The organism is Mycobacterium sp. 852014-52144_SCH5372336 (assembly GCF_001665615.1).
Classification (GTDB): domain Bacteria; phylum Actinomycetota; class Actinomycetes; order Mycobacteriales; family Mycobacteriaceae; genus Mycobacterium; species Mycobacterium neumannii_A.
Window position 1 is genome coordinate 129,375 of record NZ_LZSW01000048.1, and the last position, 26,422, is coordinate 155,796.

The 26,422-nt window shown below is 64.7% G+C and carries 21 protein-coding genes and 1 pseudogene; 15 read left to right on the forward strand and 7 right to left on the reverse strand.

What is annotated here, in order from left to right; genetic code table 11:
* Positions 1–4 precede the first annotated feature (4 nt).
* The 5 genes from A5759_RS14000 (at position 5) to A5759_RS14020 (ending at position 5,488) form a co-directional block, all read left to right on the forward strand.
* Entirely contained in the window at positions 5–2,368 is a 2,364-nt protein-coding gene (locus tag A5759_RS14000; protein WP_064419374.1) for a xanthine dehydrogenase family protein molybdopterin-binding subunit, read from the forward strand.
* 14 nt (positions 2,369–2,382) lie between these two features.
* Positions 2,383–3,090 carry an SRPBCC family protein gene (locus A5759_RS14005; protein WP_064419373.1) on the forward strand — a complete coding sequence of 236 codons (708 nt, stop codon included), beginning with the start codon at positions 2,383–2,385 and terminating at the stop codon, positions 3,088–3,090.
* Entirely contained in the window at positions 3,087–3,962 is an 876-nt protein-coding gene (locus A5759_RS14010; protein ID WP_068198672.1) for a xanthine dehydrogenase family protein subunit M, read from the forward strand. The genes A5759_RS14005 and A5759_RS14010 overlap by 4 nt, the downstream gene beginning before the upstream one ends.
* Entirely contained in the window at positions 3,955–4,425 is a 471-nt protein-coding gene (locus tag A5759_RS14015; RefSeq protein WP_064399152.1) for a (2Fe-2S)-binding protein, read from the forward strand. The genes A5759_RS14010 and A5759_RS14015 overlap by 8 nt, the downstream gene beginning before the upstream one ends.
* A gap of 76 nt (positions 4,426–4,501) precedes the next feature.
* Positions 4,502–5,488, forward strand: coding sequence for an NAD(P)-dependent oxidoreductase (locus A5759_RS14020; RefSeq protein WP_064419371.1), 987 nt, complete (start codon positions 4,502–4,504; stop codon positions 5,486–5,488).
* Between the two features lie 30 nt (positions 5,489–5,518).
* Here A5759_RS14020 and ctaD read toward each other — a convergent pair whose 3' ends face one another.
* A complete protein-coding gene (ctaD, locus tag A5759_RS14025) occupies positions 5,519–7,267 on the reverse strand; it encodes a cytochrome c oxidase subunit I (RefSeq protein ID WP_197506040.1) in 1,749 nt (582 codons plus the stop codon).
* Positions 7,268–7,425: 158 nt separating this feature from the next.
* Between ctaD and A5759_RS14030 the strand changes: the two genes are divergently transcribed.
* The 3 genes from A5759_RS14030 (at position 7,426) to A5759_RS14040 (ending at position 10,004) form a co-directional block, all read left to right on the forward strand.
* On the forward strand, positions 7,426–8,541 hold the full coding sequence (locus A5759_RS14030; protein WP_068198678.1) for an iron-siderophore ABC transporter substrate-binding protein: 1,116 nt from the start codon (positions 7,426–7,428) through the stop codon (positions 8,539–8,541).
* A gap of 10 nt (positions 8,542–8,551) precedes the next feature.
* Positions 8,552–8,827: a YciI family protein gene (locus A5759_RS14035; protein ID WP_066810082.1), complete on the forward strand. Its 276-nt coding sequence runs from the start codon at positions 8,552–8,554 to the stop codon at positions 8,825–8,827.
* A gap of 133 nt (positions 8,828–8,960) precedes the next feature.
* Positions 8,961–10,004, forward strand: a complete 1,044-nt coding sequence (locus A5759_RS14040; protein WP_068198681.1) for an NAD(P)-dependent alcohol dehydrogenase — start codon at positions 8,961–8,963, stop codon at positions 10,002–10,004.
* A gap of 9 nt (positions 10,005–10,013) precedes the next feature.
* Here the strand turns inward: A5759_RS14040 and A5759_RS14045 are convergent, their stop codons facing one another.
* The 3 genes from A5759_RS14045 to A5759_RS14055 form a co-directional block, all read right to left on the reverse strand.
* Positions 10,014–10,469 carry a hypothetical protein gene (locus tag A5759_RS14045; RefSeq protein WP_064427337.1) on the reverse strand — a complete coding sequence of 152 codons (456 nt, stop codon included), beginning with the start codon at positions 10,467–10,469 and terminating at the stop codon, positions 10,014–10,016.
* A gap of 290 nt (positions 10,470–10,759) precedes the next feature.
* The gene (locus tag A5759_RS14050; RefSeq protein WP_068198932.1) at positions 10,760–11,059 is read right to left on the reverse strand and encodes a hypothetical protein; all 300 of its coding nucleotides are present in this window, start codon (positions 11,057–11,059) and stop codon (positions 10,760–10,762) included.
* Between the two features lie 27 nt (positions 11,060–11,086).
* Positions 11,087–14,260 carry a LuxR C-terminal-related transcriptional regulator gene (locus A5759_RS14055; RefSeq protein WP_369816203.1) on the reverse strand — a complete coding sequence of 1,058 codons (3,174 nt, stop codon included), beginning with the start codon at positions 14,258–14,260 and terminating at the stop codon, positions 11,087–11,089.
* A gap of 71 nt (positions 14,261–14,331) precedes the next feature.
* On the opposite strand from A5759_RS14055, the gene A5759_RS14060 reads away from it, so the two are divergent.
* Positions 14,332–15,048 (forward strand): GAF domain-containing protein, encoded by a 717-nt coding sequence (locus A5759_RS14060; protein WP_066845107.1) that lies wholly within the window; start codon positions 14,332–14,334, stop codon positions 15,046–15,048.
* Positions 15,049–15,060: 12 nt separating this feature from the next.
* Here the strand turns inward: A5759_RS14060 and A5759_RS26575 are convergent.
* Positions 15,061–15,153, reverse strand: a pseudogene (locus A5759_RS26575) (hypothetical protein); the annotation flags it as partial.
* Positions 15,154–15,430: 277 nt separating this feature from the next.
* On the opposite strand from A5759_RS26575, the gene A5759_RS14065 reads away from it, so the two are divergent.
* Entirely contained in the window at positions 15,431–15,847 is a 417-nt protein-coding gene (locus tag A5759_RS14065) for a hypothetical protein (RefSeq protein WP_083997598.1), read from the forward strand.
* A 74-nt stretch (positions 15,848–15,921) separates the two neighbouring features.
* Here A5759_RS14065 and A5759_RS14070 read toward each other — a convergent pair whose 3' ends face one another.
* A complete protein-coding gene (locus A5759_RS14070; protein ID WP_156616917.1) occupies positions 15,922–16,452 on the reverse strand; it encodes a hypothetical protein in 531 nt (176 codons plus the stop codon).
* Positions 16,453–16,629: 177 nt separating this feature from the next.
* Between A5759_RS14070 and A5759_RS14075 the strand changes: the two genes are divergently transcribed.
* Positions 16,630–17,448 carry a hypothetical protein gene (locus A5759_RS14075; protein ID WP_066809445.1) on the forward strand — a complete coding sequence of 273 codons (819 nt, stop codon included), beginning with the start codon at positions 16,630–16,632 and terminating at the stop codon, positions 17,446–17,448.
* Between the two features lie 49 nt (positions 17,449–17,497).
* On the opposite strand, the gene A5759_RS14080 is transcribed toward A5759_RS14075, so the two are convergent.
* Positions 17,498–18,052, reverse strand: coding sequence for a recombinase family protein (locus A5759_RS14080; RefSeq protein ID WP_068198683.1), 555 nt, complete (start codon positions 18,050–18,052; stop codon positions 17,498–17,500).
* Between the two features lie 281 nt (positions 18,053–18,333).
* Here A5759_RS14080 and A5759_RS14085 point away from each other — a divergent pair, with 281 nt between their 5' ends.
* The 4 genes from A5759_RS14085 (at position 18,334) to A5759_RS14100 (ending at position 26,365) form a co-directional block, all read left to right on the forward strand.
* Complete coding sequence (locus tag A5759_RS14085) at positions 18,334–20,091, forward strand: hypothetical protein (protein WP_066809451.1); 1,758 nt, start codon at positions 18,334–18,336, stop codon at positions 20,089–20,091.
* Positions 20,092–20,325: 234 nt separating this feature from the next.
* The gene (locus tag A5759_RS14090) at positions 20,326–21,786 is read left to right on the forward strand and encodes a class I SAM-dependent DNA methyltransferase (protein WP_066810089.1); all 1,461 of its coding nucleotides are present in this window, start codon (positions 20,326–20,328) and stop codon (positions 21,784–21,786) included.
* Complete coding sequence (locus tag A5759_RS14095) at positions 21,783–22,940, forward strand: restriction endonuclease subunit S (RefSeq protein WP_066809454.1); 1,158 nt, start codon at positions 21,783–21,785, stop codon at positions 22,938–22,940. Before A5759_RS14090 ends, A5759_RS14095 begins: the two co-directional genes overlap by 4 nt.
* An 11-nt stretch (positions 22,941–22,951) precedes the next feature.
* Positions 22,952–26,365, forward strand: a complete 3,414-nt coding sequence (locus A5759_RS14100) for a DEAD/DEAH box helicase family protein (RefSeq protein WP_066809457.1) — start codon at positions 22,952–22,954, stop codon at positions 26,363–26,365.
* Positions 26,366–26,422 lie beyond the last annotated feature (57 nt).

Here is a 26,422-nt window from a genome sequence, read left to right on the forward strand (position 1 = left end):
ACCGGTGACTTCTGCTTCAGCGGAGAAGGTCGCGACCCGTTACGCAGGAACCCGAGTCGCGCGCGTCGAGGACAACCGGCTTCTCACCGGCCGAGGCACTTTCGTCGACGACGTCGTGCGGCCCGGGATGCTGCACGCGTGCTTCGTGCGCAGCCCGTTCGCCAGGGCGAAGATCAACGGCATCGATGCGTCGGCCGCGCTGGCCATGCCGGGGGTACACGCGGTGTTCACCGCCGACGACCTCAATCCCGACGTCAAGGAGTCCTGGCACGCGGTCGCGGGCAAGGACATCCCGGACACCCCGCGCCCGCCGCTGGCCGAAGGCGAGGTGAAGTTCGTCGGCGATCCGGTCGCGCTCGTCGTGGCCGACAGCCGCTACCTCGCCGAGGACGCCGTCGATCTCGTCGACGTCGACTACGAGCCATTGCCCGCGGTCGCCGACTTCACGAAAGCCGTCGGGTCGTCGGTGGTCGTGCATGAGGCCTACCCCGACAACGTCGCGGGCGGCATGGGCGGAGCGCCGCCCGACGAGGAGACGTTCGCCACCGCCGCCTGCGTCGCGTCGGCGAACGTCTATCAGCAGATCCACGCGCCAGTGCCTATCGAGTGCCGCGGCATGGTCGTCGAGTGGACGCCTGCGACCGAGGAACTGACCCTGTGGGCGTCGACGCAGACGCCCCACGAGTTGCGGGCGTTCTGCGCCCGGCTGCTGGGCATTCCGGCGCACAACGTGCGGGTCATCATGCGCGACACCGGGGGTGGCTTCGGCCAGAAGGTCGTGCCGATGCGCGAGGACATGTGCATCATGCTGGCCGCGCGCAAGGTCTCCGCGGCGTCGAACGCGCAATTGAGCTCCGCGGCCTTGAAGTGGATCGAGGACCGCCGCGAGAACCTGATGTCGGCGGGTCAGGCCCGCCACGTCGACGGCACCGCGCGGATGGCCCTCGACGAAGAGGGCACCATCCTCGCCGTCGACATCGACTTCGCCTACGACATCGGCGCCTACCCCACCCCGTACCCGGTGCTGACCACCGCCGCGGTCGGCATGTTCTTCCCGGGCCCGTACCGGGTGCCGAAGGCCAGCTTCAACTACAAGACCGTGTTCTCCAACACCGCCGGCCTGCACGCGTACCGCGGCCCCTGGCAGTACGAAACCCTGGCCCGCGAAGTGCTTTTCGACATCGCCGCGCGCAAGCTGGACATGGATCCCGTCGAACTGCGCAGGCGCAACATCCTGCGCGGCGATGAGATGCCCTACTTCAACCCCAACGGCATGCCCTACGACCACGTCGCGCCCGCCGACACCTTCGAGCAGGCGGTGAAGATCCTCGACCACGAGGGTTTCCGCAAGGAACAGGCCGATGCGCTGGCCGAGGGCCGCTACATCGGCCTGGGGTTCTCGGCCTACATCGAACCGACCGGCGCCGCGACCGGACACCTGGGCACCGAGGGCTGCACCATCCGGATGGAGCCCACCGGCAAGATCAACGTCTACGTCAACGGCGGGTCGACCGGCAACAGCCTCGAAACCACCGTCGTGCAGTTGACCGCCGACGCGCTGGGCGCCGAGATCGCCGACGTGTCGACGATCCAGGGCGACACCGCGGTCACCCCGTACGGCGCGGGCACCCAGGGCAGTCGCAGCGGTCCGATGACCGCGGGTGCGGTCGCCGAGGCGGGAGCGCTGCTGCGCAAGCAGATCATCGCGATGGCCGCACCGCGCCTGGAGGTCGACGAGGCCGAGGTGGAGCTGACCGGCTCGCGGGCCGTGGTGGCCGGAAACCCGGACAAGAGCGTGACTTTCGCTGATCTCGCCTACCGGGCGTACTACGAGCCGCAGCAGTTGCCGCCTGGTGTCTCGTCGTCGTTGGAGGCGACCGCGCGGTTCGCCTCACCACCGGAGGCGATGATCCACTGGGCGAACGCCACCCATGCCTGCACGTGCGAGGTCGACATCGAGACCGGGCGGGTCACCCTCACCCGCTACATCGTCAGCGAAGACGTCGGCCCGATGATCAACCCCAACGTGGTCGAGGGTCAGATCGCCGGCGGCACCGTGCAGGGCATCGGCGGTGCGCTGCTCGAGGACATGGCCTACGACGACGACGGCAACCCGCTGTCGAGCACGTTCGTCGACTACCTGCTGCCGACGGCCACCGAGGTGCCCCCGATCGAGTACGGGCACGTGGAGATCCCCGGACCCGGCGTCGGCGGATACAAGGGCGTCGGCGAGGGCGGCGCGATCGGTTCGACACCCGCCGTCATCAACGCGATCAACGATGCCCTGGCACCGCTCGGTGTCACGCTGACCCGCCTACCCGCCAGCCCCGCCGCGATCGTCGAGGCCATCGAGAACGCCCAGAAGTAAGGAACGCAGCCACAGTGGAACTCAACAACGAATTCCGGGTCGCCGTGCCGGTGGACACGGCATGGGAGGCACTCAACGACGTCGAACGCGTCGCGCCGTGCATTCCGGGTGCTCAGCTGTTGTCGGTCGACGGCGACGCCTTCACCGGCGCGGTGAAGGTCAAGGTCGGTCCGATCACGGTGTCTTACAAGGGCGATGCGTTGTTCGAGGAGCGCGACAAGGCCGCTCGCCGTGTTGTCATCAAGGCGCAGGGTAAGGAGACCCGCGGCAGTGGTAACGCGGCCGCGCTCGTGACCGCGCAACTCAAGGACGAGGGTGACGCGACCAGCGTCACGATCACCACGGACTTGACCATCTCGGGGAAGGCCGCTCAGTTCGGCCGCGGCGTACTGACCGACGTGTCGACGAACCTGATCGGACAATTCGCCAAGAACCTCGAATCGGATCTTCTCGGCGGCGCCGCGACGAGCGCACCGACCACGGAGACGGCGGCGGTTGCGGCTCAGCCCGACACCGGTGATTCCATCGACATGCTCAAAGTCGTTGCGCTGCCGATGGCCAAGCGGGCCGCACCCGTCGTGGCCGCACTCGCCGGCGGCGTGGCGATGGGCTTCCTGATCGGGCGGCGCCGCAGGAAGAGCCCCACCACCGTGCTGGCCGACGACCTGCAGTCCGCCCTAGTGCGACTGCTGAGCGCGCCGACCGAGCGGCTGCGGCCGTGAAAGCCGCTCCGTTCACCTACCACCGCCCCGAATCGGTGAAGGAGGCGGTGGACATGCTCGCCGAATACGGCGAGGACGCGAAAATCCTTGCGGGCGGTCAGAGTCTGGTGCCGATGCTGGCGATGCGCTTGACGCACTTCGACAACCTCATTGACATCTCCCGCATCGAAGAGCTTCGCAGCATCGACCTGGTCGACGGCGCGGTACGCGTCGCGGCGGGCACCCCGCACTCGTTCGTCGGAATGGATGACGAAGCGGCGGAATCGGTTCCGCTGCTGACGCTGGCCACCCCGCACATCGGGCACTTCCAGATCCGCACCAGGGGCACGCTCGGCGGCGCCATCGCGCACGCCGACCCTGCGGCGGAGTACGCGGCGGTCGCGCTCGCGCTCGACGCACAGATGGATGTCGTCTCGTCGACGGGATTCCGGCAGATCGCTGCGACGGACTTCTTCACCGGCCTTTGGGAGACCTCACTGGCGCCCGGGGAGATGTTGACCGCGGTGCACTTCCCCGTCTGGGGCGGGCGGTCGGGTTTCGCGCTGGAGGAATTCGCCCGCCGCCACGGCGATTTCGCGATCGCCGGCGCCGCGGTGGCGGTCGAACTCGACGACGATGACCGGGTAAGCCGTTGCGGCATCGGCTTGTTGGGTCTGGGCTCGACACCGCTGCGAGGCAGCGCCGCCGAAGAGGCCGTCACGGGTCGACCGGTCGACGAGATCAGCGCCGAAGAGGTCGGGCGGCTCGCGCTGTCCGGGCTCGAGGACATCCCATCCGACCTGCAGGGGTCGGCCACCTACCGGGCCAAGGTCGGGGCGACGATGGTCGCCCGCGCCTGGTCCGGCGCCATCACGGAGGCACGCGATGCATGAGATGCCGGTCGAAATGACGGTCAACGGGCGCACGTTCGCCGCGACCGTGGAACCGCGCCTCACACTCGCGGACTTCCTGCGGGAGAAGTGTGGCTTGACCGGAACACACCTCGGATGTGAGCACGGCGCCTGTGGTGCCTGCACGGTGCTGCTCGACGGCGACGCGGTGCGCGCCTGCCTGATCTTCGCCGTGCAGGCCGAGGGTATGGAGGTCACCACCGTCGAGGGCATCGGCGGCGCCGACGGTGAACTGTCGCCGGTGCAAGCCGCCCTGCGCGAATGCCACGGGCTGCAGTGCGGTTTCTGCACCCCGGGCTTCGTCACCTCCATCACCGCGTTGCTGCGTGACAATCCCAAGCCGAGCGACGAAGAGATCCGCGAGGGTTTGTCGGGCAACTTCTGCCGGTGCACGGGTTATCAGGGGATCGTCAACGCGGTACACCGTGCCGCCGAGATGACCTGAGGCCGCCCATGTCGTCGGCGGGCCGCCGCGCCGACTCCTATACGATCGGCACCTTCTTCGAGACCCGAGGAGAACCATGCTGATCGCCGTCACCGGGGGCACCGGGTACGTCGGCGCCCACTGCGTGCGTGCCCTGCTTTCTGCCGGCCACCGCGTGCGCCTGCTCATCGCGCCCGACGCGGAAGGCGCGCCGGTCCTGGCCAAACTCGCCGAGATCGGTGACGTCGAGACGGTCAGCGGCGACATCCGGCAGACCGCCACCGTCGAGGGGCTCCTCGACGGCTGCGACGCGGTGCTGCACGGCGCCGGCGTCGTCGGCACCGACAAGCGCCGCAGCACGCTGATGTGGGAGGTCAACGCCCATGCCACCGAAGCGGTGCTGACGCGCGCGGTGGCCGGCGGGTTGGACCCCGTCGTGTTGGTCAGCAGCTACAGCGCGCTGTTCCCGCCACCCAACGGCGTCATCGGTCCCGATACGCCCACCGCGCCCGGTCGCAGTCCCTACGCGCAGACCAAGGCCTACGCCGACCGCGTGGCACGGCGGCTGCAGGAGCAGGGCGCGCCGGTCGTCATCACCTACCCGTCGAGTGTGGTGGGCCCGGCGTTCCACACCGCCGCGGGCGTCACCGAGCGCGGGTGGGCGCCCCTGGTGCGATGGGGCGTGGCGCCGCGACTGCGCGGAGGGATGCAGATGATCGACGTTCGCGATGTCGCCGACGTGCACGCCGCGTTGTTCGTTCCCGGCCGCGGACCGCGCCGCTACGTGTGCGGTGGCGAGTTGATCGCGTTCGACGACATGATCTCGGCCCTGGAGAATGGCACGAAACGGCGATTCCGGCGAATCCCGGTCAGCCAGAGCATATTTCGAGGCCTCAGCATCGTCGGAGAGGCGCTGTCCGGCGTCGTCGACCTTGGCGACGGCCTCACCTATGAGGCGGCACTGTTGCTCACCGCCGCGACGCCGACCGACGACTCCGCCACCACCGGCGACCTCGGCGTGACGTGGCGATCGCCGATCGAGGCCATCATCGCGACTTTCGAACGGCAGCAATCGGTTCCGTAACTGGTTCGGACCGGCTGAGCAGCCGCCCGGTCAGCTGCGGTCGGGCTCTGTGCGGGGGCCGAAACCGGACGGCGATTCACCCGCCGTTGCGTGCTTACCGATATGCGACTCGGCTCGCATCCGGTCCACCATGTGGGGATAGTGCAGCTCGAAAGCCGGCCGCTCCGAACGGATCCGGGGCAGCTCGGTGAAGTTGTGGCGCGGCGGCGGACACGACGTCGCCCACTCCAGCGAGTTTCCATACCCCCACGGATCGTCGACCGTGACCGGCTCGCCGTAGCGCCAGCTCTTGAACACGTTCCAGACGAACGGGAGCATCGAGATACCCAGGATGAACGCCCCGATCGTCGACACCACATTGAGCGGTACGAACCCATCGGACGGTAGGTAGTCGGCGTAGCGACGAGGCATGCCTTCGTTACCGAGCCAGTGCTGCACCAAAAACGTGGTGTGGAAACCGATGAACGTGAGCCAGAAGTGCAGCTTGCCCAACCGTTCGTCGAGCAACCGGCCCGTCATCTTCGGGAACCAGAAGTAGATCCCCGCATAGGTCGCGAACACGATGGTCCCGAACAACACGTAGTGGAAATGCGCGATCAAGAAGTAGGTGTCGGAGACGTGGAAGTCCAGCGGCGGGCTGGCCAGCATCACGCCGGTGAGTCCACCGAGGAGGAAGGTGAGCATGAACCCGATCGAGAACAGCATCGGTGTCTCGAATGTCAGCTGGCCCTTCCACATCGTGCCTATCCAGTTGAAGAACTTGATCCCGGTGGGCACGGCTATCAGATAGGTGGTGAACGAGAAAAACGGCAACAGCACGGCGCCCGTCGCGTACATGTGGTGCGCCCACACCACGACGGACAACGCGGCGATGCCCAGGGTGGCGTAGATCAGGGTGGTGTAGCCGAAGATCGGCTTGCGGCTGAAGACGGGGAATATTTCGGTGACGATGCCGAAGAACGGCAGCGCCACGATGTACACCTCGGGGTGGCCGAAGTACCAGAACAAGTGCTGATACAGCAGCACACCGCCGTTGGCGGGATCGTAGATGTGCGCGCCGAGGTGGCGGTCGGCCGCCAGCCCGAACAGCGCGGCGGTCAGCAACGGGAAGGCCAGCAGCACCAGGATCGACGTCACCAGGATGTTCCAGGTGAAGATCGGCATCCGGAACATCGTCATACCGGGTGCGCGCATGCACACCACGGTCGTGATCATGTTGACCCCGCCGAGGATGGTGCCCAGACCGGCCACGGCCAGACCCAGGATCCACAGGTCACCGCCGGCGCCCGGTGAGTGGATCGCGTTGCTCAGCGGCGCGTACGCCGTCCAGCCGAAGTCGGCCGCGCCACCGGGGGTGATGAAACCGGAGATCGCGATCAGGGCGCCGAACACGAACAGCCAGAACGACAGGGCGTTCAGCCGGGGGAACGCGACGTCGGGGGCGCCGATCTGCAGCGGCAGCACCAGGTTGGCGAAGCCGAACACGATCGGGGTCGCGTAGAACAGCAACATCACCGTGCCGTGCATGGTGAACAGCTGGTTGAACTGCTCGTTGGACAGGAACTGCAGTCCCGGCATCGCCAGCTCGGTCCGCATGAACAGCGCCATCAGCCCGCCGATGAAGAAGAAGATGAAGCAGGCGACGCAGTACATGATGCCGATCATCTTGTGATCGGTGGTGGTGATGAGCTTGTAGATCAGGTTGCCCTTGGGGCCGAGTCGCTCCGGGAACGGACGCCGTACCTCGAGTTCTCCGATAGGGGGCGCTTCGGCTACCAACAGGTCCTCCATACATCCAGGTCGGGACATCCCCGGGGTTGTCTCGATGAATCCTAGCGGTCCGCCGATCATGAATGCTCGGGGGTCCTACAAAGCGTCGTAATTTGCCAGCACGCGGCTTCCTGCCCGGGAGCTGGCCGGATGTTACCGTCGGCGACGTGTTGATCGGCCGAGCGCGCAGGGGCCTCGTGGCCGCCAGGATGCTGGGCCTGGCCGCGCTCGCGACCGCCGTCGGCATGACCGTGATGAGCGGCTGCGGCTCCCCCGATGGGGAGTCGTCAGGCACCGCCGCCCCGCAGACGATCGTCACCAGCACGACGAGCATCGCCGGCGCCGGGGTGCTGGGCAATCAGCGGCGCCCAGACGAATCGTGTCCGGCCGAACCCACACCGGTGGACCCGGGTCCCCCCGAGCGCATGGTGCGCCACGCCGCGGGCGAGACCCTGGTGCGCGCCGATCCACAGCGCATCGTGGTGCTGTCCGGCGATCAGCTCGACGCTTTGTGCGCGTTGGGACTGCAGTCGCGGATCGTGGCCGCGGCGCTGCCCGACGGCTCAGACAGCCAACCGTCGTACCTGGGCCAGGTCATTCACGACGTACCGGGCGTCGGCACCCGCAGCGAACCGGACCTCGACGGCATCCGGGCAGCCGCACCCGACTTGATCCTTGGTTCTCAGGGGTTGACGCCCGAAGCCTTCGGGCCGCTGTCCGACATCGCGCCGACGGTGTTTTCCGGCCCGCCCGGCGCGGCGTGGCAGGACAACCTGCGCACCGTGGGCGCCGCGACCGGACGACAGGACGCCGCGAACGGGTTGGTCGAGGGATTCGACCGCGCGGCCGACAAGACCGGCGCCGACAACGACGCCACCCACTTCCAGGCCTCGGTCGTGCAGCTCACCGACACCACGATGCGCGTCTACGGCGTCGAGACCTTCCCGGGCAGCGTGCTGGCCGACGTCGGCGTCGATCGCCCTGTGACACAACGCTTCACCGACAAGCCCTACATCGAGGTTGGAGTCACCGACACGGACCTCGCCGACAATCCCGAGCTGTCGATCGCCGACGGCGACATCGTCTACGTGTCCTTCGACTCGCCGGCTGCGCGCGACCGCGCGCCCGCGGTGTTCGAGAGCAATGCGTGGAAGAAGCTGGGCGCGACGCGGGACGGCCGGGTCTTCGCGGTCAACAACGAGGTGTGGCAGACCGGAGAGAACATCGTGGCCGCACGCGGCATGCTCGCCGACCTGCAATGGCTCAACGCCCCGATCAATTAGCGTGGTCGACGTGTTCCACGTCCTGAAATCGACCTATCTGCAACCGCCCGAGGTCGCCAACGAAACCCGGCCCGCTCACCTCGAATGGCTCAAGGACGAGGTCAGCGCCGGCCGGATCGTGTTGGCGGGCCGCCTGGAGGACGAGTCGGGCGCCGTTCTGATCACCGGCGACATGGATGCCGAGCAGGCGCAGGACATCGTCGCCCGTGATCCCTATACGGCCGCCGGCGTCGCGCGATACGAACGGCTGTCGTTCAACGGGGCGTTCCGGGCCACCGGTCTCTAGCGGGCCTGGGAGAAAACTCACAGCTTCGGCAGGAATCATCGGGGCAAGCCGCCCTGTTGGTCGTTGCAGGCCGGTCGCAGCATCAGCGACGGCTTTGTCGATAGTCAATCGGAACGAAAAGAAGAAGGTCGTAATGAGCACCGTCGCCGCATATGCCGCACCGTCGGCGTCCGAACCACTGGTCGAAACCACCATCACCCGACGCGAGGTCGGACCGCACGACGTGGCGTTCGACATCCACTTCGCGGGCATCTGTCATTCCGACATTCACACCGTCCGCGACGAGTGGGGCCGCGCGAACTATCCCGTGGTTCCCGGGCACGAGATCGCCGGTATCGTCACCGAGGTCGGTTCGGAGGTCACGGGATTCAGGGTCGGCGACCGCGTCGGCGTCGGTTGCTTCGTCGATTCCTGCCGCGAATGCGCGCAGTGTCGCGCGGGCGAGGAACAGTACTGCGCCAAGGGCATGGTCGGCACCTACAACGCGATCGGTCGTGACGGTGAGCCGACACAGGGCGGCTACAGCGGCGCGATCGTGGTGGACGAGAACTATGTGCTGCGCATCCCCGACAGCCTCCCGCTCGACGCGGCGGCGCCGCTGCTGTGCGCAGGGATCACGTTGTATTCGCCTCTGCGCCACTGGAATGCGGGTCCAGGAACCCGCGTGGCGGTCATCGGTCTGGGCGGGCTGGGCCACATGGGCGTCAAGCTCGCGCACGCGATGGGCGCACATGTGACGGTGCTGAGCCAGTCGCTGAAGAAGATGGAGGACGGGCTGCGCCTTGGTGCCGACGAGTACTACGCAACCTCTGACCCGGAGACGTTCTCCACGCTGCGCGGATCGTTCGACCTGATCCTGAACACGGTGTCGGCCAACCTCAACTTGGGCCGCTATCTCGGACTGCTCGCACTCGACGGCACGATGGTCGAGTTGGGTATGCCGGAGCAGCCCATGTCGGTACCCGCCGGCGCGCTGATCTCCGGTCGGCGTCGTCTCGCGGGATCGCTGATCGGCGGTATCGCCGAGACGCAGGAGATGCTCGACTTCTGCGCCGAGCACGGGGTGCGACCCGAGATCGAGGTCATCACACCCGATTACATCAACGAGGCCTATGAGCGGGTGGTGGCCAGCGATGTGCGCTACCGCTTCGTGATCGATACGCAGTCACTGCGCTAATAGGGCCGATCAGAATTGGCGAACATCTCCGGCGTTGACGAAAAGTCCGTGACCGGTGGCGTCATAAGTGATGCGGGTCCGCAGATTCTCGTCTTGAATGGTCCAGCCTTCGACGTGATATGTCTGCCCGGCGTCCACGACGATGTCTCCGCCGGGGGTTTCGTTCGCTGCAGGGACGACGCCCCGCTCCCAGTACATTTGACCGGTGCCACGCACAACGGCGAGGTTGAGCCGGTTGTTGAATTTCGATGTCTCCCACGGAGCCTGACCCCATGGTTGGCCGTCGACACGCTGACATACCACGATCGGTCCACCGCCGCGCTTCACGTCGTCAGCACTCACCAGGCAGCGGATCGTGCCCGACTGCAGAAGCACCAGCTGTCCCGTATCGGCAGCCGCCGGCGGCGCCAGGACCACCGCGCCGAGAATGGAGACACCCAAAGCCGTCACTGCCCGCCGAATCATGCCCGTCTCCACCGTCGCACTACGCCATTACCTTCAGCCGGGAATCGTCTCACGGGGCTGATCGTGACAGGCCAATTTCTTGCGAAGTCGGCCGGTCGGCGCAGGTTTGGCGGTCCGAGTCCTCGCCTTCGGCCACACCGGCCGTGCCGACTACGCAGCCCGACCCAACTACGAGTCGAGCTCCGTGAGCCGTCCCCTCCGCGGCTCACGGAGCAGAGTCGACACTATGTGGTGCCGGGTGCAGGGAATATAGGGATTTCCCTGGCCTTGGCGGGGACGCGCGCCGCCGTTCAAGATTCGCGCCCTGCGGTGAGGCGGGCGTGGACGACGCTGATGCGGTCGGCTGGCAGACCGGCTTCCCGGCAGGTGTGTGCGACGGTTTCGGCGGTATCGGATCGGAAGACTCCGTAGAGAATCTCATCGCCGGCCGCGGCCACCGTGATGAGCAGTTCGATCGGCTCGCCCTCAGCGGCCATCCCCCGCGCGCTGTGCTCGAGTGCGGTGGTGAGGTCCTCGAGCTGCGAGGTCCTGAGCCGCGGTTGATACCACTCGGTGAGGAAACAGCGTTGCCGGTCGAGATGAGTGGTCACCACCGGAGAATATTGATTGCCGACGATTTAGGTACCGGGGATTTCCCTGGTATTGGCGTCCGGCAGATGGGTGTGCAGCTGGGAGCGTGAGCGGATGCCGAGTTTGCGGTAGACGTTGCTCAAGTTCATCTCCACCGTCTTCGGCGATATGAAGAGTTCTGCAGCGATCTCCCGGTTGGACAACCCGTCTGCGGCACGGCGCGCAACGCGCTCTTCGGCCGGTGTGAGGCCCGCCCCACGAGTCGTACTGCGCTTCAGATGGTTCAGCTCGGCGGCGGTGCGACGTACCCACAGCGGTGCACCGAGCTGTTCGAAAGTGTGATGGGCGGCCACCAGCTGTTCCTCGGCCGGTTTTCTGTGGCGTCGTCGCCGCTGTACCTGACCCAACACCAGCTGGGTGCGGGCCGTCTCGAACGGCATGGGTAGTTCGCGGTGGTGCTCGAGGGCGGTATGGGCCGTCGCCTCGGCAGCCGGCAGGTCGCCTCGCGCGGCAAGCCATAGACAGCGTCCACGCGCGCCGGTGGCGAGCATCCACGGCCGCTGGAGTCGGTTCCCGTTCGTTTCAAGGGCTTCGATCAGCGGCTGCGCCTCGTCGAGCCTGCCGAGTGCGGTCAACGCCTCGATGGCGTCGGGGAGGTAGCCGCCGCTGATCAGCTCGGTGTCATGGGCGGGGTCGAACGTACGCAGCAGAGGATCGAAGGCGCCGATGGCTGCGGTGTAGTTGCCGAGCGAGGTCTCGAGAAATCCGAGGCTGGTGAGGGGCGATCGGGCCAGATAGATTCCGCCGGTTGCGTGCGCTATGGCGATCGCCAGATCGGCCGCCTCGCGGGCTTCTTGTTCACGTCCGGTGTAGGCGGCGACTGCGGCGCGGCAACTCGCCGCGAACACCCGGGGGTGGTGGCCGTCGATCTCTTCGGCTCGTCGGGTCGCCTCTTCGGCGATCGTGGCGGCATCGTCGTATCGGCCTGACCAGATGTTGATCATCGTCGCCTGGGTGTCGACCCAGATCGCGTCGATCTCGTTGCCTCGATCGGCAGCGTGCTCCCTCAGCGCCTGCATCACCTGCCGGGCCTGCTGCAGATCGCCGGTACCGGCGTCGATCACGGCTTTGACCGCGTCGGCTCGATGGTGGACGTGCCCAAACGGTGTGCTGCCTTGCAGACGGAGAGCCTCGGTGATCGTCTGTTCCTCGATGCCGCGCCCGTACTGGAAGTGCAGCATGGCCGCCAGTGCGCGCGCTTGGCTCTGGAAAGCCGTGTCGGGAATCTGGTCGGCGACGTCGACGGCCTCCCGCGCGTAGGCGAGCGCCTGCTCGAAGTCACCCGTGATACCTGTGGCGGGCGCGAGAGTCATCAGCGCCTGCAGCCGAAGGTGCAAGCTCTCAGCAGCGTCCTCCAAGCCCCGAGTCAGACCTTCGACGGCCGCGGTGAACGAACCGTCGTAACCGTCGATCGCGCCCTGCAGGATCACCACCGCGCCGCGGATGGCGCCTGGCGGAAGGTCGTCAGAGAGCCCCTTGAGGTGCTGGCGCGCCGCGGCAATGGCACCGGCGTCGAAGTGATAGCGCGCGGCGAGGATCCGCCGTATGGGGTCGCCACCACCCAGCGCGATCGCAAGTTCGACGAGTTCGGCCGCGGCGGTCGGCGCTCCGTGCTCGCGGGTCGCGACTGCTGCGGCGTCGAGGGCCGCCAACGTTGCCGGGTCGGCGCTGGTAGCCGCTAGCGCGAGATGGCGGGCCTTTAGTTCAGGCGTTTCGACAAGCTCAGCCAGCCGACGGTGCATCGCTCGGCGGTCGGCAGGTTGGGCGGCGTCGTAAACGCCGGCCGACAGCAGCGCATGCGAAAACTCGATGGCCGTTCCGACGACGGAAACGACGCGTGCGGCCTCCCCACGTTCCAGCAGTTCCACGACGCGTTCTTCGTCGACGCCCGTCGCGTGCGAGACCATCGCAACGGTCGGTTTCGTCGCGCAGGCGGCGGCCAGCAACAGCGGGGCTGCCCCCTGTTCCAGTCCTTGCAGCCGGGCCGCGACGATTGCGGCCAGCGTCTCCGGAAGCGTCCCGTCGATCCCGCGACCGTCCTCCACGGCTCGGACCAGTTCCAGGGCGTAAAACGGGTTGCCGCCGGAGATTTCTTGGATTCTGCGCATCTGGGGCCGGGGTAGGACTCGGCCATGACGCTTGGCGACCAGCGCGTGAAGGCCGCCCATGGTCAGTGGCGTCATATGGACGCGGCGGAGGGCGTCTGGATGAGCCATCTGCAGGCGTAGCTGCGCTTCAAGAGATCCGGGCTCTCCGCTGCGGGTCGTGGCGAGGATGCCGACCGGACCCTGCACCCGCCGCGCCACATACCGAATGGCCGTGGCGCTCGGCGTGTCGATCCACTGCCCGTCGTCAATCGCGATTAGTACCGGTGTGCGGGCCGACAACCACTGCACCACCGACTGAAACGCCGCCGCAGCGCCCCGTTCGTCGGTCGCAGCAGGGGCGTGATCGTCAAGCAGGAGGCTGTTCACCGTCGCCCGCTGAGTCGAGGACAGACACTCGAATGATTCGTGATCGACGCCTGCAAGAAGATCCGAGAGGGCAGCGAAGGAAAACGTCACTTCACCCGGATCACCTTGTGCTGTCAGGACTTTGAACCCGCGTGCCTCAGCGGCTTTGACGGCGTCACGATACAGCGTCGTTTTGCCGATTCCCGGTTCCCCGTCGATGACGAGCCCCGTCGCGGTAACGGCAGCGCTGTCCAGAAACGCTGTCACGGCGGACTGCTCGGCGAGTCGAGTTACCGAGTGCGACCCGCTGAACTCCACGTCAGACTGGCTCGGACCGCCCACCAACATCGGCGCCCTTCCCCCGTCCCCATCGCTGATCGGTTGTGTCGCCAACGATAAGCCACAACGCAGCGAGGTTCGCTGGTTCTCGACAGATCCGTGAGCGCTGAACGTGGCCCGGGTTACCTGCACACACGCGCTCGTTTCGCATGAGCCAGCTCCGACTGCGGCTGTGCACGCGAATGACGCTGCAATGCACGGCATCTCGGACGGTTTGGTAACCGCCACGCCGCGCCGCCAGGGCCCCTCATGGCGAGCGCATCTCGCGGGTGTAGGCGACGAATACGCGTTTCGGGTGACCGGCGTAATCTGCCGTCGAACGGAGTCGCGCAGCCCGTTGTTTGAAGTGATGCGCCGCGCGCTCGCCATGGTCAGTTCGGCGAAACGAATGCGCTTTCCGACGCGGGATAATTGCACCCGCTGCGCGTAGCGTTGACGTCATGGCGCCGACGTTGCCGGGCTTCGACGAGTGGCTGAATGCCGCTCTGATCGAGGAGGCAGACAGGGTCGGCGAATCCATCGAGACATACATCGGCCGCGCCGTCGCCGCTCGGATGATCATCGAACGGGCGCGCCGCGGTGAGGGCGATGTGCGCGAACTCATGGCGCACGTCAAAACGTTGAACCTGGACACGCACGACCCGGTCACAGCCCTCGCCGAGGGTGCCGTCATCTCCGACCCCGACCGACTGCGCGCGCTCTATGACAGTGGTTTGCTCAACGCGGAACGCGCCCGCAGCCTCGACCGCATCGTCGGCATGGTGGTGGCCGCGGTCGGGGTGCCGTCAGCCGCGGTGACACTGATCGATCGCGACACCCAGTACATGTGCAGCGCAATCGGTCTGACCGGCGAAATGGCGGTCAGACGGCAAGGCCCTTTGAAGGGTTCTCTCGGACGCGAGGTTCTCGTCACCGGCAAGCCGCTCGTCGTCGCCGATGCCCGGAAGGAACCGCTACTGCGCGACCATTGGGCGGTGAAGGAGGGTGTCGTCGTGGCTTACGCGGGCTTCCCCCTGACGGACGCCCAGGGACACACGATCGGCACGCTCATCGCCTGGGACACCCGGCCTCGCCAATGGATGCCCGGCCATGTCCAGGTGATGGAGGACTTCGTTATGGTGCTGCGCGCGCGCCTGTTCGGCGTGAATCCGGACTGACCTCGTAGCCGGCTAGAAGTCCCAGTCCTCGTCTTCGGTGACGACGGCCTTGCCGATCACGTAGCTCGACCCCGAACCGGAGAAGAAGTCGTGGTTCTGCGCAGCTATGTGGTCAGATGGGCGAAAACCCGTTTAGCCTGCGAATTGTCATATCTGCCGATACCTCCAGATACCTGAAATATCCGCCAGATTGTGGGCAAAATGTGGGCACGCAGCCGCCTCCGCCGAAACGTGTAGGCCGGGCCCGGGGACTTGTAGTTGTTTGCCTTCTTCTATAAGTGCGCTCCAGGCTTATAGGTGCTCTATAGCTCCTTAAGGAACCGAACGTCGGACGCTCGACGTAGTCTCCGGTCTCGGGAGGAACACTCACGGGAGGACGGCCATGTCATACCTGGACGCACCGCTACGTATGATCTCGATCCAACTGCCCGATTCAGCATTCAAGACTCACCGGACGCTGCATGGCGGTAATCCGGATCTGTATCCGGTCATCGTCGGATTCAGTCGGCCTGTGACCGAGTACGAACGTCTGGCACTGCGGGATTTCGGCGTAATCGGCGAAGACACTGACCGGATGTGGGCGCTCATCGAGGACACCACACTGGAGGCAATCGCCGACCACCTCGACGAGTACAACGCGGAGTTGGACGCGGCGGTAGAGAAAGCCCGACGAATGCAGGAAGAGGACCGAGCTGAGGACGATCGCCTGCGCAAGCAGGCTCTACAACTCATCGGTCGGCTGCGTCGGGACTACGGCCTTGACGCGCCCGCCGAGAGAGGGATCGTAGGCGACGAGTAGCAGTCGGCATATGAAGTTGCCACCAGAAAGCCTTCCTGCCGAGCCAGCTGGAATAGCAATCAGGCCCCTCTGGCTCAGGTACTGGTGGGGAATTGTTTGTCGACCAGCTCACCGAGCGGACTAGGGAGTCGTCCCTGCGAGTACTGCACGCTGGCGAGCTGCGACCTGATAGGAAGCTCATCGACCGCGATTGCGGCTGCTCGATTGCGCAGCCGTCTCAGGTCCATCCGGTATCGGAGTCGTGAGATCCACGGACGCCAGGCGAGCTTCGTGACGATTTCTGCTGCATCTGAGACGACCCTAGCGAAGTAACCGTCGATGCCACCAGCACCCAGCTCCTCGTCGCCATCTCTGTCCTCGAAGCTGTCGTCGCTGAGGTGACGGGCGGCTTCAGCGAAAACGGTGTAGTGCTGAACCGCCAGCCTTGGTATGCGGGCGATTAGTGCAGCCGTCTCTAGTTCGTGAAGTGCAGCACGGAAGTGCTGGTAGTCGCGGGAGTCGGCCAATCCGTGCCACCGTGTGGTCTCAGTCGAGGCGAGAGCCTTGAGGACAGCACTGCGCACCTCCCGGCGAGCCTTGCCTGCACCTGCCCAGCCGATGATCACACCACCCACACCGAGGCCAGCCAGAGCTGGGAGCCACTGCACCAAGTCCACTCAGTCAAGTTAGCTGAGCACCACTGCGTGATGATGTAGGCCAGCAGGCATGCGGCTCAAGCGATCGACCTTCAGCTTCTCGTACCGGCTGGACAGAAAGTACCGGCTTCACTCAGAGTTTCAGTCGTGGACCGGGTGCCCTACGGGTACCTCACGGAGAAATCGAAAGGCGAGATGAGTTCAGATCGGGATCATGACGCCCCCGACCCTGCGCCCGATGTGCCTGATGACAGTGCTCAGCTGGCCGTCTGGGAACGTGCGGTGGCACTTCTAATCGGACTTGCCGCAGTCGGTGGTGGCGCTGTCGCTGTTTTCACCTCGGACAATCAGGCTGGTACCGCTGGCCTACTCGTGATTGCGCTCGCGTTCCTGGTGATCGGCACTCAGGGAACGCCACTGGTCAAGTTGTCATCGGGTGAACAGACACTCGAACTGACCAAGAGGCGGATTCGACGAGAATTGACTGAACAAGCAGAGAACGCGCCTACCGCAGAGGCAGCGAACGCCTACGAGGACGCAGCGGCGATCGTTGAAGGGTCCTGGAAAGAGACGTCGTTCGCCAGCGCCCGAGGCTACGAACGTGATGTCTTCACCGCAGTTCACAATCTATATCCCCACAAGGTCTTCGAATCGCCGACGTCAGAGGCCCCCTACGACTTCTACTTTGATGCGGACGGGGTCGCAGTCGCAGTCGCAGTGAAATATCGGGCCAAAGGGCCGCTCAGCCATCGAGAGCTGCTGACTATGGCGGACCGGATGCGGGGCCAGGGTCTGCCTCTTCTGGTAGTCACCAATGCACCGCTGTCACCAAGCGTCAGTGAGCTAAGCGAAGCGCTTACGAAGCGGGCAGAGCCAGTGATCGTCACCAGATGGACCAGTCCCTTTTCGGCTCGTGATCTTCGAGATGCAATTCTTCAGTTGATCTCCCTGGCCAAGGAGAATTAGAGCCGTCTGACGCCCACATTAAGCAACTTGTGGCGGGGCGAAAGCTGAGTTACGCGGCATCCAGGTACCGGTACACCGTGGCTCGGGAGACCCCGAGAATCTTGGCAATATCGGTGGCGTTGATGCCCTTCTCCTTCATGCTGCGCGCCTTGGCGGCGGCAGCGTCGTCGACCTTGCGGGGACGACCGCCCTTGCGTCCGTTGGCTGCTGCTGCAGCGAGTCCGGCGCGAGTTCGTTCAATCATCGTGTCCCGCTCAAGCTGCGCGAAGGCAGCCATGATTGTGAGCATGGCCTTGCCCATCGCACCCTCGGTGTGGAGGCCCTCAGTGATGCTGCGGAAACCGATCCCGCGCGACATCAGGTCCTCGACCACGGCCAGGACGTGTTGGGTATTGCGTCCGAGGCGGTCGAGCTTCCAGACGATGAGGACGTCACCTTCGCGGAGGTGATCGAGGCAGGCATCGAGACCCGGTCGAGCCGATATCGAGCCGGATACGCCTTGGTCGCTGAAGACGCGATCGACTCCGGCCTCGCGCAAGGCGTCGAGCTGGAGCGCCATGTTCTGGTCGGCGGTCGAAACCCTCGCGTACCCGATGCTGGCCATCACATCTCCTGTCTCAAAAACCCATAACTATCGCGGTTATGAGAATAACAGTTATGAGACGGGTTTTCTAGACAGCGGGCGATCGACATAGTGCCAGGTGAGGTGGTTTGGCTTACGGCATCGTCTCGCTCTCAACAAACCATCGTTTTTGAGAAACCAGCCTTCTTGCTGAATCATGCTTCGACACGCTGTGACAGGTCTCATCAAACGGGTTACGCCGTTCGGCGCGTCGCTACCTCGACCGCGCTGCTTCGTCTGAGGTGCGCGTAAAATCGCTGGTCATGCTCGACTGGGCCACCTTGGGACAGCCCACGTTCGACCGTGTCGTGGAAGCCATGGTCCGACACCGTTTCGGTGATTCGGTACGTGCTGTGAATGGCGTTGGCGGTGACGAGGGGATCGACATCGAGATCACTCTCGACGGTGGGCGACTGTGGATATTGCAGCTCAAGTACTTCCCCGAGGGATTCTCGTCCGTTTGGCGTGCTCGCAGAACACAGATCACACGGTCGTTCAGACGGGCATTGAAGCACTCACCAGCCAAGTGGACCCTCGTGGTACCCCGAGTCTGCTCCAACCCGGAGGTGGAGTTCGTAAAGAACCTCAACAGCGGCAAGAAGCCGCCGGTGATCACCGTTACCGACCGTGATGAGTTAGACGTGTGGTTAGCGGAAGCACCCCACATCGAACGCTGGGCACTGCGAAACGCCACCAGCGAGCTAAGGGAGATGGCGCGAGACTTCGGACAGGAGACGGCGACTCTGGCCGGTGGCCTGCCGGATCTCGCGGCCCGCGTGAAGAACCTTGGCCAACTCGCCAACGCCGCCGATATGGACTGGAAGGTTGGTTTCGCTAACTCCGACGACGCCACCTCCGTAACGATCAGCCCCCGCAATTCCGACGCGGCCACGCGGAACCCCATCGAGTTCGCTGTTGAACTCAATCAGCTTGGGGAGGAACACCAGGACCTACAACAGCAAATCCTGCAAGCCCTCGGATACGCGCCGTCCGGACGGCTGCGCATCCCAGGGGATGTCGTTCGGTCGGTGAGGTTGGGTGGCCCGGACTTCATCGCAGGTGACTACCCACCCGGAGCGGTTGAGTTCATCTCACCGCCTTCAGGACCGGCAATTGGGAAGCGCCTTGCGGTACGTGCGTTTCAAGACGACGAAGTTGTCGCCAGCTTCGAGGGCCGCATTACTCACTCAGCTCCGGGCACAATCGGCGGTTCCATCGAAGCCGCCTTCTGCAGTGGCCACCTCGATGTACGGCTCCGATTGCCCCATCACATCGAAGTCGCCGAAGACGCAGGCGCGGACTTCCCGGCACCAGGACTCGACCTCAAACTGAACTACGACAGCGTTCGGCCTTCGGTGGTGGAGGACGTGCTGTCGACGCGCCGCGTTATTTGCTTCGCCACCCGCCTAAACTTCGCGATCGACGGTGAGGTGGTCGCTAGAGTGCAAACCAACGGCCCCAGGACCGCCAGCGACTACGACGGGGACCTGCTAGCGATCGAGCAGTTCGCCTACGACCTCGACGTCGTCCAGCGTCACACCAACCACTTCTTTGACATCCCGGACGAGATCCACCCCGGTGACCGAGTCAAGTTGCGCGTCGCGAGGCTCCTCATCGAAGGCCACATCGTCGCGTCGCCGCGTGCCCGTGTCTTCACTCTCGGCATGACCGGAGTGGACACTCCCGAAGTCCGAGCACCGCTGCTACAGCCACAGTCGATCGTTTGGCCCGCTGGACCGTACGCGGTTGAGATAGCGGGACGCGAACTACTTATCGGTGATGTCTATGCACTCCACACGCAGGCAACGGCTATCAACGGCGACGAGGCCATCGCTGCTCTCGATGCGGGTAACGCCGAGGGGTTCGAGGTTCGTTTTCGACCCGGCGACGACCCATACTTCTATCTCACACTCGCCAACGACTCGCCCGACCAGGTGGTACGGCGCAATCTTGCGCAATGGACTCTATGGGGCGTCGACCAGCCCGGTGTGTCCGAGGACGACTCGTACGAACTCGCTTGACGAAGACTGAAGTCCGCGTCTTCTCAACGGACGAGCCACAAACCGACGTGATCGCCAGAAACACATCAACACTCGGGACCGACGGCGACCAGCTGGTACGGGAGGCGATGTACTCGATTCACCCGTATCCGTTGCCTTCATCCTTTGAACGCCGCCCATTACGTGTGTAGAACCGTGGTCAGTGTCGAGATCCATATAGTGTTCGCTGCACCGGCAGGCAACAGGGGGCAGGACGTGATCACCGGCGAGTTGAAGAACAAGGTCGACCGGGTGTGGGACGCCTTCTGGTCCGGCGGCATCGCGAACCCGCTTGAGGTGATCGAGCAGATCACCTACCTCTTGTTCATCCGCCGCCTCGACGACCTGGACACCTTGGCCGAGAACAAAGCCCGCCGCAGCGGCAAGCCCGCCGAGCGTCTCACCTTCAACCCGGACCAGCAGGACCTGCGCTGGTCAGTCTTCAAGAACGACGAACCAGCGCTGATGTACAAGACCGTCGGAGAGAAGGTGTTCCCCTTCCTGCGCAACCTCGGCGGCGACGGGTCCACCTACGGCGAGCACATGAAGGACGCCAGGTTCACCATCCCCACCCCACAGCTGCTGTCGCGGGTGGTCGACCTGCTCGACGACATCCCGATGGACGACCGTGACACCAACGGCGACCTCTACGAGTACATGCTGGCCAAGATCGCCACAGCAGGTCAGAACGGCCAGTTCCGCACCCCGCGCCCCATCATCAAGCTGATGGTCGACATGGTCGCGCCCCAGCCCTCCGACGAGATCTGCGACCCGGCCTGCGGCACAGCGGGCTTCCTGGTGGCCGCCGCCGAATACCTGCGCGACAACCACCACGCCGTGCTGACCGATGCTGCTCAGCGCCAGCACTTCCACCGCAGCATGTTCCACGGCTACGACTTCGACGCCACGATGCTCCGCATCGGCAGCATGAACATGTTGCTGCACGGCGTGGAGTCCCCCGACATCCGCTACCGCGACTCCCTGTCCGAGGGAGCCAGCGGCGAGCAGGAGAAGTACACCGTCATCCTGGCTAACCCTCCGTTTGCCGGGAGCCTGGATTACGAGTCGACGTCCAAGGACCTGCAACGGGTCGTCAAGACCAAGAAGACCGAGTTGCTGTTCCTGGCGCTGTTCTTGAGGCTGCTCAAGCCCGGTGGTCGTGCGGCGGTCATCGTGCCGGATGGTGTGTTGTTCGGGTCCTCGACGGCCCACAAGGCTTTGCGCCGCATCCTGGTCGAGGATCAGAAGCTCGACGGCGTGGTGAAGCTGCCCTCGGGGGTATTCCGGCCCTACGCCGGGGTGTCGACGGCCATCTTGTTGTTCACGAAGACCAACTCGGGCGGTACCGACCAGGTCTGGTTCTACGACGTCCGGGCCGACGGCTACTCCCTCGACGACAAGCGCACGCCTGTCGAGGCCAACGACTTACCCGACGTCCTCACTCGCTGGACACAGCGCACCGCCACCGAACGGGACCGAGCGCGAACCGACCAGTCTTTCTGCGTACCGAAGGGTGACATCGTCGCCCAGGGCTACGACCTATCTCTCAACCGGTACAAAGAGACTGTCCACGACGACGTCGAGCATCGGCCCCCACTGGAGATCATCGCCGACATCGAGAAGTTGGAGGCGGAAATCAAGCAGGGCCTGGACGACCTGAAGGCAATGCTGTCGTGAGCGACGTGGTTCTCCTCGGAGACGTGTGCCAGATCACCATGGGTCAGGCCCCACCAGGTGATTCGTACAACGACAAGGGTGAGGGCCTACCACTCGTAGCCGGTGCTGGAGACTTCGCCGAAGCAACACCGATGGTCAAGAAGTTCACAACCGCGCCAGGCAAAGTCTCCCGCCAAGGCGACATCATCTTGGGCATCCGCGCTTCGATAGGTGAACGAGTTTGGTCTGACCGCCCCTACTGTCTTGGGCGGGGCGTCGCAGGTCTCCGTCCCTTTGACACACTCGACCCGAACTATCTCTGGCACTGGCTCGGCCACTCTGCTGACCGTCTCAGGGCAAAGGGCCGAGGCGCAACGTTCCTCCAGGTGAACCGTTTGGACATCAACGAGATGGAGATTCCGCTGCCGCCGCTTGATGAGCAGCAGCGGATCGCCGCAATCCTCGACCAGGCCGATGCCATCAGGACCTGTCGCTCCAAGGTCCTCGCACAGCTCGGTGAGGTAGCTCAGTCGCTTTTCCTTGAGGTCTTCGGCGATCCGGTACACAACCCCCGAGGATGGCCGACTCATCATCTGGCTGACCTCACGGAATCGGGCCTGTCGAACGGCGCATACTTCCCCAAAAACTCCTATGGTCCTGACGGCGTCGAAATGGTCCACATGAGCGACGTGTTCTACGACCAAGTGGAACGCGGCGACCTGAAACGGGTGCGTGCATCCGACGCCGAGATCGAGAAGTACTGCGTGGCGGACCACGACCTACTAGTTGCTCGACGCTCCCTGAACTATTCCGGTGCTGCCAAGCCCTGTCTCGTTCCGCAATCCACGGAGCCACTGTTATACGAGTCGTCGCTTATTAAGTTGACGCCGAACGCGAGCGTCGTTCGTACTAGGTATCTCTTCCATCTGCTCAATAACAGGGCTTTTCGGCGCGGTGCGATAGCAAAGATCGTCACAGGAACCACGATCTTCGGGGTCAGCCAGTCCAATCTGTCTCGTGTCCAGGTGCCCGTTCCCCCGTTGTCCATCCAGGACCGATTCACGGAGGGGCTGAATAGCATCGATGAGTTCACGTTGAGAGCAAAGGAGTCGGCCTCCTACGTAGACGCACTGCTTCCATCGCTCCAATCACGCGCCTTCGCGGGTCAGCTCTGAGCGACGGTACGATGTCGAACTTCGCCTTCCTGAAGCTGACTGACTGGCCGGAGATACAGGCCGACTGCGCCCGCGCCGAGAGCTACGCGCTCAGCGATCCTCGGTCGGCTTGCATGTACAGCCGCCGGGCGGTCGAGCACCTGGTGAAGTACCTCTACGACGTCGTGGCGCTGCCGGTGCCCTATCAGGACGACCTATCGGCGCGGATCAACGACGCCCGCTTCAAGTCCAAGGTCGGCACTGGAATCGCGACGAAACTGAACTTAATCCGCAAGCTGGGCAACCACGCGGTGCACGACCAGAAGCCGATCCCGCCTCGGGCGGCTCTAGACGCGCTGCGGGAGCTGCACCACGTCATGGTGTGGGCGGCCTTCCACCACTCAACCCACCCGCAGGCGGTGCCGCTGAAGGCGGCCTTCGATTCCGCGCTGGCCAAGAAGGCCGCCCCGCTCACGCGGGAAGAAGTAGCGCAACTCGCCAAGAAGTTCCAGGAGCAGGACGAAGCGCACGCTAAGGCCCTAGCCGAGAAGGACGAGCTGGCGGCGGCCAAGGACGCCGAGATCGCCGCGCTGCGTGAGCAGATTCAGGCGGCGCAGGCCGCCAATCAGAAGGTTGACGATCGCGACTACTCCGAGGCCGACACCCGCGACCGGTTCATCGACGTCCTGCTGGCGGAGGCGGGCTGGCCCCTGACCGACAAGCAGGACCGCGAGTTCGAAGTCACGGGCATGCCCACCACCGACGGCAAGGGCTACGTCGACTACGTGCTGTGGGGCGGGGACGGGTTGCCGCTGGCCGTCGTGGAGGCCAAGCGCACCACCAAGAGTCCGCAGTTGGGGCAGCAACAGGCCAAGCTGTACGCCGACCGGCTAGAGGCGATGTACGGGCGGCGGCCGGTGATCTTCTACACCAACGGCTACCAGCACTGGCTGTGGGACGACGGGGGCGGCTACCCACCTCGTGACGTGCAGGGCTTCTTCACCCGCAACGAGCTGGAGCTGCTGCTGCACCGCCGTCACGCACGCAAGTCGCTGACCGAGGCGGTGATCGACTCGGCGATCGTGGAGCGCCACTACCAGCACCACGCGATCCGGGCCGTCGACGAGGCCTTCATGGCCAAGCAGCGCCAAGCGTTGCTGGTGATGGCGACGGGCGCTGGGAAGACGAGAACCGTAATCGCGTTGGTCAAGCAGCTGATGGAGGCCGGGTGGGTCAAGAACGTGCTGTTCCTGGCCGACCGCACCGCGCTGGTAGTGCAGGCAGCCAACGCCTTCAAAGCCCACCTGCCAGACGTAACGACGGTGAACTTGGTGACCGAGAAGGTCAGCGACGGGCGGGTGTACGTGTGCACGTACCCGACGATGATGAACCTGATCAACAACACCGACGCGGGCAAGAGGGTGTTCGGGCCCGGTCACTTCGATCTGGTGGTCATCGACGAGGCGCACCGGTCGGTCTACCAGAAGTACCGGGCCATCTTCTCCTGGTTTGACTCCCTGCTTGTCGGGCTGACCGCGACCCCGAAGGACGAGGTCGACCACAACACCTACCGGCTCTTTCATCTCGAAGACGGCGTGCCCACCGACGCCTACAGCCTCGACGACGCGGTCAACGAGGGCTTCCTGGTGCCAGCGGTGGGGGTATCGGTGGGCACCAAGTTCCTGCGCCAGGGCATCAAGTACTCGGATCTGACGGAAGAGGAGAAAGACGAGTGGGACGCGCTGGAGTGGGGGGAGGACGGCCCACCCGACGAAGTCTCGGCAGACGAGATCAACCGCTTCCTGTTTAACGAGGACACCGTCGACCAGGTGCTGGCCACCCTGATGGATAGGGGTCAAAAGGTCAGTGAGGGCGACCGACTGGGCAAGACCATCATCTTCGCCAAGAACCAGCGGCATGCAGAGTTCATCGCGCAGCGGTTCGACATCCAGTACCCCGAATACGCCGGGCACTTCGCTCGGGTCATCACTCATGGCCTGAGCTACGCGCAAAGCCTGATCGACGACTTTTCCATCCCCGAGAAGGCACCCCACATCGCCATCTCGGTGGACATGCTTGATACCGGCATCGACGTACCCGAGGTCGTGAACCTGGTCTTCTTCAAGCCGGTGCGATCCAAGACGAAGTTCTGGCAAATGATCGGACGCGGCACCCGGCTGCGTCCTGACCTGTTCGGACCGGGCAGAGACAAGCAGAACTTCTACGTGTTCGACTTCTGCGGCAACCTGGAGTTCTTCAGCCAAGACTTGCCCAGCTCGGAAGGCTCCTTGCAGAAGTCACTGACCCAGCGGCTCTTCGAGACCCGGCTGGGCCTGATCACCGAGCTGGACGCCCGCGACAAGCCCGAGGGCACCGAGCCGCCCGAGGGGTCAGGCACCGAAACCGAACACGGACTGCGCTTCGATGTCGCCCGCCACCTCCACGCCACCGTCGCGGGGATGAACCTGGACAACTTCCTGGTGCGGCCACACCGCCAGCTCGTCGAGCACTACGCGCAGTGGTCGGCCTGGACCCCGATGACCTCCGACTCTGCGGAGCAGATTGCGCAGAACCTCGCCGGGCTGCCCTCGACGCACACCAACGACGAGGAGGATGCCAAGCGGTTCGACCTGTTGATCCTGCGCCGCCAACTTGCTCAACTGCAAGGGGAGACCGGGGTTGCGGAGCGGCTGCGCGAGCAGGTGCAGAACATCGCCGCCGGTCTGCTCAGCAAGACCACGATTCCCTCGGTGGCCGCCCAACAGGAGCTGCTCGATGAGGTCGCCAGCGACGGGTGGTGGGTCGACATCACCCTGCCCATGCTGGAGGTGGCCCGCCGACGCCTGCGCGGGCTGCTGCAGTTCCTCGACAAGGGCAAGAAGGACGTCGTCTACACCTCGTTCCAGGACGAGCTGACCGAGTCCACGATCGTCGAGTTGGCAGGCATCACCCCCGGCACCGACTGGGAGAGATTCCGCGCCAAGGCCGCTGCGTACCTCAAGCAGCACCAGGACCACATCGCCCTGCAGCGGCTGCGCCGCAACAAACCCCTCACCCCCGACGATCTGCAGGCCCTGGAGCAGATGCTGATCGACAGCGATGCCGGGGATGCCGAGACCATCACCCAAGCCAAGGAGCAATCCCGTGGCCTTGGCGTGTTCATCCGGTCCCTCGTCGGCCTCGACCACCAGGCCGCCCTAGAGGCCTTCGCTCGCTACCTCGACGGCACCAGGTTCAGCGCGAATCAGCTGCACTTCATCAACCTGATCGTCGACGAGCTGACCGCCAACGGCGTCATGGAGGCAGCTCGGCTTTACGAGTCCCCCTACAGCGACTACGCAGCCACAGGACCCGAGTCGATGTTCGACGACACGGACGTCGACAATATCGTCGATATCCTCAACACTGTCCGGGCTAATGCGCTGCCGTCCGACCGGGCGATCTAAAAAAGCTACCTCGACGCCTTCAATCTGCTGATGGCGCAGGGTGCTCTCCTGGCAAAC